The sequence below is a fragment of the Paenibacillus thiaminolyticus genome, from assembly GCF_003591545.1.
Taxonomy (GTDB): Bacteria; Bacillota; Bacilli; order Paenibacillales; family Paenibacillaceae; genus Paenibacillus_B; species Paenibacillus_B thiaminolyticus_A.
In genome coordinates this window covers 253,862-267,346 of the sequence record NZ_QYZD01000003.1, presented here as the reverse complement: position 1 = coordinate 267,346, position 13,485 = coordinate 253,862, and the positions used below count along the sequence as shown (strand labels likewise).

Here is a 13,485-nt window from a genome sequence, read left to right as displayed (position 1 = left end):
AATCGCTATTGTTGCTTGCTATTTGACGCCGGCTTCGATAGGCGGGGTGTCGTCCTCCCCGTCGCTTGTCCGGGCGAAGGTGATGCCCCGGTGAAGCCGGAACGAGGCGGCGGTATAGATCGCCGCTTCCCCCAATATGGCCGCATACGGCTCCCAAGGCGAAGCCCAAGCGGGCAGCAGGAGGGCCGCCAGGGCAGACATCGCCGGATGCAGCGCCTGATACGCCAACCCGTAACAGAACAGCGCGATGGCGATGAACCGGAGCAAGCTTGGCAGCCATTGCCCCCGATAGCGGAACGTGTAGCGTCGGTTCAGAATATAGCTCATTCCTACGCCGACCGAGTTGCCCGCGAATGTCGCATGAAAATGGCTCCAACCGGCATACAGCAGCACATACGCCGTGCCGAGCCCGACCAGCGTGTTCACGGCTCCGACGGCGGCATAGCGGCCGAACAAGCGGGCGCCGCCCCGCACGGCGAGCTTCGCGCCGCTCACTCCGCCCACCCCGTTCCATAGGCCCGGAGCGGCTGCTCGATCACCGGCTTGTCCGCCAGCACCTGCTCAATAATGTACGGCGGACGCCGCTTGACCTCGGAATAGATCTTGCCGATGTATTCCCCGACCACCCCCAGGCCGAGCAATTGAACGCTTCCGACGAACCAGACGGACAGCATCAAGGAGGTCCATCCGGATACGGTCTGTCCCAGCAGCTTGGACAGGAGGGCGTAGAGACCCGCCAGCGCGCTTGCGCCCAGGCTGACGAAGCCAAGCGCAGTGACGAGCCGCATCGGCTTCATGCTGAATGACGTAATGCCGTCCCAGGCAAACGACAGCATTTTGCGAAGCGGATACTTGGTCACGCCCGCGGCCCGCTCCAATCTCCGGTAGGACACGACGGAAGACGGGAAGCCGATGAGCGGCACGATGCCGCGCAGGAACAGATTGGACTCGGGGAACTGGCTCAGGTAGTCGAGGGCACGGCGGCTCATCAGCCGGTAATCGGCATGATTGTAGACAAGCGGAATGCCCATCCTCCGCATCAGCTTATAGAAAAATTCGGCGCTCCACCGCTTGAAATACGTATCGTTATCCCGGTTGTCCCTTACGCCGTACACAATATCGCAGCCGTCGCGGAACTGCTCGACGAATTGCCTCACGACGGCGACATCGTCCTGCAGATCGGCGTCAAGGGAGACGACGCAATCGGCAAAATTTTTGGCATACATCAGCCCGGCGAGCAGCGCCTTCTGATGTCCGGCATTGCGGGACAGCTTCAATCCGGCAATCCAACGGTTCCGTTCCCGCTCCTGGACGATGGTCAGCCAGGTCGCATCTCTGCTGCCGTCATCGACCAGCAATATCCGGCTCTCCGCGGAGACGACGCGGTCCTGAACCAAGCGGGACAGGACGCCGGTCAACGTCTGCATCGTGAGGGGAAGCACCGCCTCTTCGTTATAGCAAGGAACAACCATATACAAAATTGGTGTTGTAGTCATAACAGCTTCCTTCGGGGAAGGAATTCATTTCCTCCTTAGTATACAAACATTTTCCATTATATTCTATAACATGAAATCGTTTTTTCAAAATTTAGGGATTTATGTCGTTAATTCTGGCCCTTTTCGACAGCAATTTCGGGAAACAACGCGAGTCATACTAAGGATCTGAAAGCGCTTTAAATTTCTTTTTTCTTTTGGTTGGACACCTATTATAATGAAAAAAATACTTCCCGATGTATGCATGAGCTTCTTCTCGGCCCCAAAAGTTAAATCGCTTACATTTTATCCATAACCGATATTCCCTACCCTTCTTCCCGTGATATGCTGATCCGCCTGATTTCTAGACTTGCTTGATTACCTGATTTGTCAGATTTGTATGATTTGTCTGATTGTCAGATCTTCTAGGTTGCCTGAATTTTGTGAGTTATCTGAGCTGCTTGAGTTACCTGATTACCTGAGCTATCTGATACTATCTGGGCTATCTGGGCTATCTGAGCTATCTGAGCTACCAGAGTTGAACTGCCCATTTGATCTCGCCAGGTTTACTTTCCCCCTGCATAATCCTCCAATCATGAACGCACCGCCATCGGCATAGCTTGAAGTTAAACCGATTTAATTTTCTTGTATAAAAATTGAATCGCTTCAACTTTATAAATTGAAAGGAGTCGTCTCGCTTCTGAAAGTCAGTAAAATGGCTTCTCTGCCTTACCCTGCTTTTCGGCTCAGTTCAGACCCTATTTGTCATGTCTGAGAAGACGGTGTCTACGGCGGCCGTCAATCGTCCGTTCCCGCAGCATCAATCGTACACGTCAGGTGTCATTAAGCCAAATCACGAAACAGAGCCAGCTGGACAATGAAGTGAAGCGGCTGTATAACGAATGGAAGGCCCATACCGCTCGTGTCCTACTATGATCTTCCGTTCTCCACACCATTCGCCGTCAGCGCCATGATCGATTCCAGCAATCAGGCATGGCTCAATTCCTTATGGAGCAACACGACCTCGAAGTCGACTAACGGCGGCACATACTTCGGCAACAGCATCCGCCTGCTCAGCCTTATCGTCGTCTCCGGCAACTGGTGGACCCCGTAACTTGAACGCATCGTCTAGGGGCTGTCCCATGAAGTGATATGCTCCTCTTACAGTTGACAGGTGAAATCATAAAACCTGTGTAAGGGGAGCATAGCAGAAGTAGTTTGTAGCTACAGGGAGACAGCCCCTTCTTCTCACAGCTCGACGTGCTGAAAAAACTGCGAAATTACAGTTATTCCTTTGTGACGTTTACTCCATTACAGCGATTCCTGCAAAACTGCATGAATTTCACCCATCCCATTCGATTTTAAGGAAAAATCTTCAAAAAGGATGCGCTTTTGCAGGACTTTCATCAGATAGCGGCTGAACTAGTGTAAATTCCTGTATAAACGCAGGATTTCGCTGCCCCATCCTTTTCCCGCCGCTTTGACGCCGCCGATTTTTTACGTCCCAATCGTTCCTGTTGACCGTCTTACCCTGCGACATGATTATAGGACCACTTGTTGTTCTACGGGGGCAAAGTCAAATGTTCGGGCAGTGCCAAGGGTTCAATTTCATGCTTCAGTCCTTCTCTTCTTAGGCCTTAGGCACACTATCCCATCGACTCAGCACCGGGTACAGGCGCTGTGTTCTTCCTTATATCCACTCTCCCAATCGTTCAGAAGCGGCCGAGGCGAATCCTGATTCTTTTTCTTACTATATAAATGGCCCTCCGATCTCCCAGCGGCGCGTGCAGCAACGCTCCCATCATGGCAGCCGGATAGGACGCCTTGCAGCTTACTTCGAAGTATGGTTAGTCCGCGGCGAACTCCTCTTGCTGAACCGATGGGATAGTGAAGCTAAGGGCAGGAGAAGGTGCATTTTCTTCAAAATAAAGCAGCCTTTGTGCAGGTTGAAGCAGGCCCAAACTTAAAAACCGCCCGCTGCTTGCATCCGCAAGCAACAGGCGGTTATCATCCGTTGATTCTTGTCGTTCTAACCTTTACTCACACAGCTCTGTTATCAGCTTGAACAGCAAGCTGCTCGACAGTAGCGCGAAGCATCCGCTCGCCTCTCTGGCGATCTGCTGATGCTCTAACGTGTATCCCATACAATCGAGCACGATGATTCCGGCGCCCGCAGCTCTCAGCTCCTGTGCGGCGGCCGCAAGCTGCTCGCGCGTCGCCGTGTAGGGAGAAGCGGCTGCCGTCGTAATCGCGGCGCCGAACGCGCCCCATTTCTGGCGCATCTCCTCCGCTTGCTCCGCCAGCGGAATGATTAGGCCAATCTGCGTCCCGCCGGCCAGCTTCGCAATCGCGGGCGTCAGTATCCGCTCCGGTTCAATCAACAACGCCCGTTCAGCGGCAAGATGGCGGAAGGCGCCGGTGCAGAGCAGAATGATAACTTGGCAGCCCAACCGTTCGCACTCGTCAATCAAGCGCTGCATTGCTGTTTCCGTTTTGGCCGCGGACAAGACAACGGATTGACCATCAGCCAACCGTGTCGTCAGGACGAATTCGTCCTGCTGCGGGCCAAGCTCGCGCTCGATCTCCGCCACCGTCATGCCGTCGAGCACGCCAAGCTGAATGACATCCGCACAAGGCGCCAGCCAGCGCTCAATCAATGGCTGCACATCCGTTCGCGGCGCTTGTCCTATCGTAATGAGACCTATTTTGACGCGTTGCCGGGTATCGCTTCGTTCCATGCGGCTGCCTCCTTTCTCTCTTGCGGCGGGCGGAGCCTAAAGCAAAACGATGAACTCCACGCAGGGTCTGAGATTATACTGTTTTCCCCAACGTCTGCAGGGCATTCATCGGCCCATACAGGTTGAGCATATGGTCGAACTCCTCCTTATTATAGAAGGAACAGACTTCATTCGTGAATTCCTTGGCGACTTCCACCGCGAAGCGTGCGGCGAGCGCGATATCGACTTCATGGCTTGCTCCCGTCCCGCAGCCGGGCACTGTCGATTGCGCGGTAATCGCGACGCCGACGACCGGCGCGGCGGTCGTCACGCAAGGCTGCAGGATGCTGTTAATATGATACAGCCCGTTGCCGTACGGCGTAATGTCCTGCGTCGTCACAGGGAATGTGACCGGAAGCTGTCCGGTCGTCATCTCCATGACGCGAAGCAGATCGTCGCTAACGCGCAGGATGTAGCCTTCCTTCACCGTCGGGGAAATGGCGATTCCTTTGTGATTGATGACACGGTTGCCCTTCGTCGTGTCGATGGACAAGACCGCTTCCATCTCGTCCAGCACCTCGTATTCGTTCATCGTCGCAATATCAACGGGCGAATCCATGAAATCGACCGGCTCATGCGGCAAGGTAGGCGCGTCCGGGCAGATGTGGGTCGTAATGTATACATCCCCTTTTAACCGGTCGCCCTTCTCGCTCATGTCGGCCAGCTTCAATGCGGCCGACAGCGCCGCAATCGCGCCGTCGCCATCGGAGACGAGCCCGATGCGCTGCGGCCGGGCGCCCAGGCCGCCCAGCCGGCCGACGATGCCGAAGCTCGGCGCTTGTCCGCCCCCGTGCTTGCCTTCCGTCCCCGGGATAAGGATGCGGATGAAATCCGTAAATCCCTTCTCGCCATGAACCCGTTGGACGCTTACGTCAGCCAGCGGATAAGGCTGGAACAGCTCCTTCACCGCCTCGCCGGATGTAAATGCATTGTCTACCGCTTCATAGATTCGCAACGTTTGCAGTAAAGCCATGATTCTCTCTCCCTTTCCGCTCGATCTCATAGTTGTCGATATCATAGTTACATTGCAACGAAATCGGGCAGCATCTCTGCCGGGCCTGCCTTAGATATGATGGCAAGCCACCCAATGCCCTTCATCCGCCTCCTGCCATTCCGGCTGGATGGTGCGGCAGCGCTCCGACGCAATCGGGCAGCGAAGATGGAAGGCGCAGCCTTGCGGTGGATTTTTGGCGCTCGGCACTTCGCCGGACAAGACGATGCGCTCCTTCTTGGCCTTCGGGTTCGGCACAGGCACCGCCGACATGAGCGCCTTCGTATAAGGATGGAGCGGATTCGCATACAGCTTCCGCTTCGGCGCCAGCTCGACCATTTTGCCAAGATACATGACGCCGACCCGTGTGCACAGGAACTTCACGACCGATAAATCATGAGAAATGAACATATAGGTCAGCTTCTCTTGCTCCTGCAAATCCTGCATCAGGTTGAGCACCTGCGACTGAATCGATACGTCCAGCGCCGAGACCGGCTCGTCGCAGACGATGAACTTCGGGTTGAGCGCCAGGGCGCGGGCAATGCCGACACGCTGCCGCTGGCCGCCCGAAAATTCATGCGGAAAACGGTTCGCTTGAAATGCGGACAGTCCTACCCGCTCCATCAGTTCCTGCACCCGCTGCTTCCGCTCCGGGGACCGCATCGACAGATGCGTCTGCAGCGGCTCCTCCAGGATGCGCTGAACGGTCCAGCGCGGGTCCAGCGACGCGTACGGATCCTGGAAGATCATGCTCATCTCGGGGCGAAGCTGGCGCAGTTCCTTCGGAGAGAGCGCCATAAGATTGCGGCCTTGGAACAAGACTTCACCTTCCGTCGGTTCAATCAAGCGCAAGACGGAGCGGCCTGTCGTCGACTTGCCGCAGCCGGATTCGCCGACGATGCCGAATGTCTCTCCTTCATAAATATCGAAGTTCAAGCCATCCACCGATTTCACGGATCCGACCTGCTTATTCAGCAGCCCTTTGCGAATCGGATAATGCTTCTTCAGATTGCGCACTTGCAGCAATGCCGTCATCGCGCCACCCCCTTCTCGACGAGCAGACAGCGGCAGCGATGGCCGCCGCCCAAGTCTGTCAGCGCGGGCTGCGCCTGATCGCACGCTTCCGTCCGGTATTTGCAGCGCGGGGCGAAGCGGCAGCCCGGCGGCATCTGCAGCGGACTCGGCACCGCTCCGGGTATCGACTCCAGCCGCTCCTGTTCCCCGGCGAGCTGCGGCAGCGAGGCCAGCAGCCCCTGCGTATACGGATGCTGCGGCGATTCGAAGAGCGTATCCACATCCGCCTCCTCCACAACCTGTCCCGCGTACATGACGACGACGCGATGGCACATCTCAGCGACGACGCCGAGGTCGTGGGTAATGAGCAGGATGGACGTCTTCTCTTCCTCCTGCAGCTGCCGCATCAAATCCAAAATTTGCGCTTGTATGGTCACGTCAAGCGCCGTCGTCGGCTCATCCGCGATCAGCACCTCCGGATTGCAGGACATCGCCATCGCGATCATGACCCGCTGGCGCATCCCGCCCGAGAGTTGGTGCGGATATTCCTGCGCCACCGACTCGGGATGCGGGATGCCGACCTTGTGCAGCATGTCGACGGCATGCCGCATCGCTTCCTTGCGCTTCACCTTCTTATGAAGCTGAATGGCCTCGGCCAATTGATCGCCGATTCGGAACACCGGATTGAGCGATGTCATCGGCTCCTGGAAGATCATCGCGATCCGGTTGCCGCGAATGGACCTCATATGCTTCTCCGGGACTTGCAACAGGTCGTTCCCGTGGAACTGAATGCGTCCGCCCTTCACCCGGCCGATTTTCTTCGGGAGAAGTCCCATGATGGACAAGGAGGTGACGCTTTTGCCGCAGCCCGATTCGCCGACAACGCCGAGCGTCTCGCCTTGGTGCACGTGGAAGCTTACGCCATCCACCGCCTTGAAGACGCCCCCGTTCGTTACAAATTCCGTTTCCAGCTTTTCGACTGCCAGCACCGGTTCCATATTACTCACCACCCAGGTAGCTGAGCGCCGTCAGCGTGTACACCTTGGCTGCGTCCACCACGTCCTGCACCGGCGCCTTCTCATTGAAGCCATGAATGGTCGACAGCTCGGCCGGACCGTATTGCAGCACCGGAATGCCGGCGCTGCGGAAATGCCGCGCATCGCTGGAAGCCCATTGCAGGACGCCGTAGCCTTCTTCCTGCTTCACGTCGCAAATATGCTGCACGAGCTCCTCCACGATCGGATCCGTCGGCGGCGTCCAGTTCGCTAGCCCCTGGAAGCCTTCCGGATGAAGCTCCGTCTCGATCCCGATGTCGGACAGCAGCCGCTTCGCCTCGTCCAGCACCTGAGCCGGCTCGACGCCGAACGGCAGGCGGGTATCGACGCTGACCGTGCAGCGGTCAGGCACGACGTTCGTCTTCGTTCCGCCTTCGATCAGGCCGACATTGACCGACACACGATCGATGATGGCGGAGAAATCGGCATTTTCTTTTTCCGCGATATAACGCTTCGTCACTTCGATAATATCCTTCACTTCCTCTGGCAGCTCGACCGGATAATGATGCAGTTGCTGCAGCGCCTGAACGGCTGCGGCCGCCTTCATAATCGCATTGTCGCCGAGGAGGGGAGACAGGCTGCCGTGGCCCGGCGTGCCTGTCACCGTGAAGTTGAACCAGCAGCTTCCCTTCTGCCCGATCGTCGGATGCAGCGGATGCGACGGCTCGGCGATAACCGCCGCCGTGCCATGGATCAGCTTCCGCTCGAACACCCACGGCACGCCGAGATGCCCGCCGGTCTCCTCATCCGGCACGATGAGCAGCGACACTCTGCCTTTGAGCGGAACCTGCAGCTCCTTCAGCAGCTTCACGCTGAAGATAAGCCCGGCCAAGCCGCACTTCATGTCGCTGGCCCCGCGTCCGAGCACATAGCCGTCCCGCACTTCGCCGGAGAATGGATCGAAATCCCAGCGGGAGCGGTCGCCTGCCGGCACGACATCGGTATGGCCGCAATAGATCAAATGGCGTTCCGATGCCGATTCATCGCCGATCGTCGCAATCAGATTGAGCATGTTGTCGCCGGCGTCATACACCTTCGTCTCGATGCCGACCTCGGCCAAGTAGTCGATAATGAATTGGCTGATTTCCCGCGAGTCTCCAGGCGGATTCTCCGTTGGGAATTGAATCAGCTTCGAGCATAAGCCCAGCAATTCGTCCTGGCGCTGTTCCACTTCATCTATCCAGCGTTGCTTCCATTCGTTCACCGTAATCCCCTCCTGTATCCATATCCGTTGCGATCGTTATCTCTTCTCTTATTTAGAAAGCGGGTAGAAACGCAAGCATTCATCCGGGAAGAAAATATACCCCTTCACGTCGTTGTTGAACGCTACGAGACGGTTGTACTCGTACATGTACACATAAGGCATGTCCGCATTGATCAAGCCCTGAATTTCTTCATACATGGCATTGCGCTTCGTCATGTCCGTCTCAACTGCCGCTTGCTTCAGCAGTTCATTGACCTTCGCATTATCGTAATGAACGTAGTTGGACGAGCTCTCGCTATCTACCAGGAATCCGAGATGATATTCCGGATCGTTGACGAACGAGGTCCATTTCGACATGAAGGACTGCACGTTGCCGGTGCGAAGCTGTTCCAGGAACTGCGCGCGCGCCAACTTGTTGATGTTCATCGTGACGCCGATCTTTTTCAGCTCCGCTTGAATGACCGTAGCGGCGTCTTCCCAGTCTTTGAAGCCGGATCCGAGCGTGAAGTCGAAGGAGAAGCCATTCTCGTAGCCCGCTTCCTTCAGCAGTTCCTTCGCTTTGTCCAGGTTATATTCATACTCGTAGCCATTATCGGAAAAGCCCGGCGTATTGCTTGCCACGATACTCTTCATTTGCTTGGCTTGTCCGTACATGACATCCTTCAGAAGCGCATCATACGGAATCGCGTAGGCGATCGCCTGGCGCACCTTCGGATTGTCGAACGGCTTCATGTTATTGTTCAGACCCATGTACAAAATGCGGTTGCTCGCATCAGAGCGCACGGTGAGTGCGGTGTTCTGCTTCAGCGTATCGACATCCTTCGGCGGAATCTCCATGGCCAGGTCGATATCGCCTTTGTCCAGCATCATCGTACGGGAGGAAGCTTCCTTCATGAACTTCATGACGACTTTGTCCAGCTTGGCGCGCTCCTGCCAGTAATCGTCGTTCGCCACGAATACCGCCTCGGAGGAAGGATCCCATTTCTCCAGCTTGAATGGCCCGGATCCTGCCGTCTTCGTCTTCAAAAATTCACTCGCATCCCCTTCGATCGCTTCCGGGTCGATGACGGAGAAGGAGTACATCGCCAAGATTTGCAGGAACATATGGTTCGGGCGCTCCAGCTTCACTTCCACCGTATGGTCGTCCACCTTGCGGTAGGACTCGATGGAGGCTTGCTGATACAGGAATCCGCCCGAGTTCGAGTTTTTGATATGATCGAGCGAGAACACGACCGCATCCGCATTGAGCGGATTGCCGCTATGGAATTTCACGTCCTGGCGCAGCTTGAACGTATACGTCTTCTGGTCATCGGACACGTCCCAAGACTCGGCCAGCATCGGCTTGATTTCTTCCGTGGCGGCGATATCCGCGCCATCTACGTTTTTGACGCCGTACGTGACGAGCTGATCATATGTGGACAGCACCAGCGTATCCGACGTCAGATCGTTCGCTTCCGCCGGATCGAGCGTCTGCCCGCCTTCAGAATAGGCGACGGTCAGCGTTTTGCTTCCGGTCGCGTTCGTTTGCTCGCCTGTACCGGCGGCACTGTCTCCTCCGGACTGGTTCGCCTTCGGCGCGCAGCCCGCAACCAGAGCCAAAATGAGTGTCAATACAAGGGCCATCGTCAAGTTGCTTCGTTTCATCATTGTTTCCTCCCCCTAAATATTCGTCTGAAAATATCGCTTATTTCCGGCTTGTGCGCAGCCGCGGATCAAGTACGTCGCGCAGTCCGTCGCCAAGCAGATTGAAGCCAAGAATGGTTGTTGCGATGGCAAGTCCCGGGAACGTGACCAGCCACCATTCGCCGGTAATAATGTACTCGCGGCCTTCGGATATCATGGCCCCCCATTCCGCCAGCGGCGGACGCACGCCGAGACCGAGGAAGCTCAAGCTCGCCGCCGTCAAGATAGCGAAGCCCATCCCGAGTGTGATGCGGACGAGCAGTGGCGCCAGCGCATTCGGGAAGATATGGCGGACAAGAATGGTGCCATCCTTGACACCAATGGAACGACTCGCCTCCACGAATTCGCGTTCCTTCAAATAGATGGTCTGACTGTACATGAGACGGGCGAACTCCGGAATACCGACGATGCCGACGGCCATCATCGCGCTGACGAGGCCAGGGCCCATGGCTGCCGCGATCGCCATCGCCAGAATGAGCGAAGGGAACGCCAGAAAAATATCCATGACGCGCATGATCACATTCCCGATCCAGCCGCCGTAATAAGCGGCGATGCCGCCGAGAGGAACGCCGATGAAGAAGGAAATTCCGACGGCGATAAGCCCGGTCCAGATCGAAATGCGCGCAGCGTAGACGACACGGCTGAAAATATCCCGGCCGAACTGGTCGGTCCCGAACCAATGCTCCCCGCTCGGGCCTTGCAGCTTCGCATCCAGTTGCGTGGCATCCGGCGCATAGGGCGAGACCAGAGGCGCGGCGATGGCCAGGAGCGTCCACAGCACGATCAGGAAGAGACCGAGCGTGGCAAGCTTGTTGCGAAGGAATAGCTTGCTCCACTGCCGCAGCCCATGCCAGAACTCCTGCAGCATGGACGTATCGCTCGCCGCCGCGATTGCAGCGGACGATGAGGTTGATGCTTTCATCACGGTTGCACCTCCTAAGATGTCATGACATGAGAGATTGATTATTCATAGCGGATGCGCGGATCGATGAAGCCATATATCAGATCGACCAGCAAATTGATGCAGCTGTATACGACGGCGCTAAGCAGCGTGAATGCCTGAATCGGAGCGTAGTCCGTCGCGAGAATCGACTCCGTGACATAGCTTCCGACGCCAGGCCAGGCGAAGATTGTCTCCGTGATGACCGCGCCCCCGAGCAGGTACCCGATCTGGAGACCGACCATCGTAATCGTCGGGATCGAAGCATTGGCCAGAGCATGCTTGTACACGACGGAACGTTCGTTGAGCCCTTTGGCGCGGGCCGTCCGGATATAATCCTGGCCGATGACCTCCAGCATGCTGGAACGCATCATGCGGGCGATGATGGCCATCGTGCCAGCGCTCAGGCAAATGGCCGGAAGAATGAGATGCGATAAGGATTGCTTGAAGGCCACCCAATCAGCCGTAAGCAAGCTGTCTACCAGATATAGTCCGGTAATATTGGTGGGCGGGAGGATATCTCCGCCGATTCGGCCCATAGGAGCAGGCGCAATGCCAAGCTTGGAATAGAAAAACAGGATGAGCAGCAGTCCCAGCCAGAAGACCGGCATGCAGGCGCCGATAAGCGAAAAAACGCGGGAGATGTGATCCACAATCGATTCTTTTTTCGTAGCGGCCACGATGCCTACCGGAATAGCCACCAATAACGCAATCAACAGACTGGCGAATCCAAGCTCAATCGTGGCCGGTAGGCGAACGGCGAAATCCTCTATCACCGTATGTCCCGTGTGCCACGCGATCCCCAGATCCCCTTGCGCCAGCTGCTTGATATAAGCGCCGAACTGAACGTACAGTGGCTCGTTCAGCCCGAGCTGAGCGCGAATGTTCTCTACCACATGCTGCGGCGCTTGCTCTCCGGCAATCATCAGAGCAGGGTCGCCCGGCAGCACTCTGGACAGAATGAACGTGATGAGCACGATGCCGAGCAAGCTTGGAATGAGGTATAACAGACGTCGAGTAATGAATTGTAGCAAGGCAACCCCTCCCCCTTTAAAGCGGTATCTCATTATCTAAATAAAGTGCGGCTGTGTAAAAATGTGAGCATTGGTTACCACATATGCGATATAATATTGCAGCTTTGACGTATTAAAGGGACTTGGTCCAGCAAAATGCGCAAGTATGACTCGCATCTCTCATCGTCAATCCGGTATCTTGGTCCGGCAATCGAAATGGAGCCAAGAATGCGGCGATGACTGTCCAGCATCGGAACGGAAATACCGACGACATCTTCCGTATACTCACCGACAGAAATGCACCAGCCCTCCTCCTTGATTTGCGCCAATTGGGCCCGCAAGCGGAGCGAGTCCGTTATCGTTCGGGAAGTGACGGCTGTCAAGCCTTCCTGAATAATCTCCTCCTGAAGCTCCTCGGATACATAAGCCATCATGACCTTCTGCGAAGCTCCGGCATACAGCGGCGAACGGTCGCCGACCGGAATTAAATATTGAATATCCTTCGAACTGAGGACGATAGATACGCAGACGCCTTCCTTCCCTTCCAGCATATTCAGGTACACCGATTCCCCGGTCGAATTCGCAATCTCCTTCAATATCGGCTGGAAATATTGCTGAATGTTAAGCTGATCGGTGACAACCTTGCCGTACTCCAGCAGCTTTAAGCCGAGATGATATTTCTGCGTGTCTCTGTTCTGAATGAGAAACCCGTGCTGTTCAAACGTACTTACGATGCGATGCACGACCGAGTGGTGCATTCCCAGCTTCTTCGCTAAATCACGTACCCCCCATATCGGATGATCCGATGTAAAGCAATCGAGCAACTCAAGCGATTTGGCCAGCGTCTTGAGCGACACTTCCTCACCTCTTCCCCTTTTTAATCCAGCAAGGCCTCTGTACCGATAATCGAACCACTGTTTCTATAAATAATTTTTCATCATTATAAACGATGCGAACGAAAGATCAACAACTATTTTTTCTTGTTTTTAACATGAGGACATCGCGGTTTTCATGTCCCCTTGTAGTGGACATATGTATATTATGGAAGCACATACCTTACACTTGATGTAATGCCTGCGAGGGTGCCCAAGCCCTTGGCTCAGGAGCCAGTCGAGGGGGAGGTTGCCTCTTTTCGCTCAGGGGCGCTATCCCGTCGAATCAGTAACTTGCCCGATACATGTGGTGTTTTCTTCCTTAACGTCACTATCCCGTAGATTCAGAAGCCGGCCCGGGCTTGTCAGCCTGCTGTTCCTTATAGCCAGTCTCCCATCGGCTCAGGAGCGCGACGGAATGGGTGCCCCTTTCCTCTCAGGGCGCTATCCCGTCGAATCAGTAA

At 55.7% G+C, this 13,485-nt stretch carries 12 protein-coding genes; 1 reads left to right on the top strand and 11 read right to left on the bottom strand.

The genetic code is table 11. The annotated features are described in order from the left end of the window. Positions 1-18: 18 nt before the first annotated feature. Both DQX05_RS06150 and DQX05_RS06145 read right to left on the bottom strand, forming a co-directional pair. A complete protein-coding gene (locus DQX05_RS06150; protein WP_119791814.1) occupies positions 19-495 on the bottom strand; it encodes a GtrA family protein in 477 nt (158 codons plus the stop codon). Continuing rightward, positions 492-1,496 (bottom strand): glycosyltransferase family 2 protein, encoded by a 1,005-nt coding sequence (locus tag DQX05_RS06145; RefSeq protein ID WP_119791812.1) that lies wholly within the window; start codon positions 1,494-1,496, stop codon positions 492-494. Before DQX05_RS06145 ends, DQX05_RS06150 begins: the two co-directional genes overlap by 4 nt. Positions 1,497-2,394: 898 nt before the next feature. On the opposite strand from DQX05_RS06145, the gene DQX05_RS06140 reads away from it, so the two are divergent. Then, entirely contained in the window at positions 2,395-2,586 is a 192-nt protein-coding gene (locus tag DQX05_RS06140; RefSeq protein WP_182914636.1) for a hypothetical protein, read from the top strand. A gap of 922 nt (positions 2,587-3,508) precedes the next feature. Here DQX05_RS06140 and DQX05_RS06135 read toward each other — a convergent pair. The 9 genes from DQX05_RS06135 to DQX05_RS06095 all read right to left on the bottom strand — a co-directional run bounded on the left by DQX05_RS06135 (position 3,509) and on the right by DQX05_RS06095 (position 13,006). Next, positions 3,509-4,210, bottom strand: a complete 702-nt coding sequence (locus tag DQX05_RS06135) for an AroM family protein (RefSeq protein WP_119791810.1) — start codon at positions 4,208-4,210, stop codon at positions 3,509-3,511. A gap of 73 nt (positions 4,211-4,283) precedes the next feature. Beyond that, a complete protein-coding gene (locus tag DQX05_RS06130) occupies positions 4,284-5,222 on the bottom strand; it encodes a DUF1177 domain-containing protein (protein WP_119791808.1) in 939 nt (312 codons plus the stop codon). 90 nt (positions 5,223-5,312) lie between these two features. Then, the gene (locus DQX05_RS06125; RefSeq protein WP_119791806.1) at positions 5,313-6,275 is read right to left on the bottom strand and encodes an ABC transporter ATP-binding protein; all 963 of its coding nucleotides are present in this window, start codon (positions 6,273-6,275) and stop codon (positions 5,313-5,315) included. Continuing rightward, positions 6,272-7,252, bottom strand: a complete 981-nt coding sequence (locus DQX05_RS06120; protein WP_119791804.1) for an ABC transporter ATP-binding protein — start codon at positions 7,250-7,252, stop codon at positions 6,272-6,274. The genes DQX05_RS06125 and DQX05_RS06120 overlap by 4 nt, the downstream gene beginning before the upstream one ends. Position 7,253: 1 nt before the next feature. Then, positions 7,254-8,513: a M20 family metallopeptidase gene (locus DQX05_RS06115; RefSeq protein ID WP_119791802.1), complete on the bottom strand. Its 1,260-nt coding sequence runs from the start codon at positions 8,511-8,513 to the stop codon at positions 7,254-7,256. Positions 8,514-8,561: 48 nt separating this feature from the next. Continuing rightward, positions 8,562-10,157: an ABC transporter substrate-binding protein gene (locus DQX05_RS06110; RefSeq protein WP_119791912.1), complete on the bottom strand. Its 1,596-nt coding sequence runs from the start codon at positions 10,155-10,157 to the stop codon at positions 8,562-8,564. 40 nt (positions 10,158-10,197) lie between these two features. Next, on the bottom strand, positions 10,198-11,118 hold the full coding sequence (locus tag DQX05_RS06105; protein ID WP_119791800.1) for an ABC transporter permease: 921 nt from the start codon (positions 11,116-11,118) through the stop codon (positions 10,198-10,200). 41 nt (positions 11,119-11,159) lie between these two features. After that, positions 11,160-12,170, bottom strand: coding sequence for an ABC transporter permease (locus DQX05_RS06100; RefSeq protein WP_119791798.1), 1,011 nt, complete (start codon positions 12,168-12,170; stop codon positions 11,160-11,162). Positions 12,171-12,244: 74 nt separating this feature from the next. Next, positions 12,245-13,006: an IclR family transcriptional regulator gene (locus DQX05_RS06095; protein WP_119791796.1), complete on the bottom strand. Its 762-nt coding sequence runs from the start codon at positions 13,004-13,006 to the stop codon at positions 12,245-12,247. Positions 13,007-13,485 lie beyond the last annotated feature (479 nt).

Bases quoted from the DNA above. Each gene is read 5' to 3' on its own strand.
- DQX05_RS06120 (WP_119791804.1), bottom strand. From the start codon at position 7,252: ATGGAACCGGTGCTGGCAGTCGAAAAGCTGGAAACGGAATTTGTAACG.
- DQX05_RS06125 (WP_119791806.1), bottom strand. From the start codon at position 6,275: ATGACGGCATTGCTGCAAGTGCGCAATCTGAAGAAGCATTATCCGATT.
- DQX05_RS06130 (WP_119791808.1), bottom strand. From the start codon at position 5,222: ATGGCTTTACTGCAAACGTTGCGAATCTATGAAGCGGTAGACAATGCA.
- DQX05_RS06145 (WP_119791812.1), bottom strand. From the start codon at position 1,496: ATGACTACAACACCAATTTTGTATATGGTTGTTCCTTGCTATAACGAA.
- DQX05_RS06110 (WP_119791912.1), bottom strand. From the start codon at position 10,157: ATGAAACGAAGCAACTTGACGATGGCCCTTGTATTGACACTCATTTTG.
- DQX05_RS06135 (WP_119791810.1), bottom strand. From the start codon at position 4,210: ATGGAACGAAGCGATACCCGGCAACGCGTCAAAATAGGTCTCATTACG.
- DQX05_RS06105 (WP_119791800.1), bottom strand. From the start codon at position 11,118: ATGAAAGCATCAACCTCATCGTCCGCTGCAATCGCGGCGGCGAGCGAT.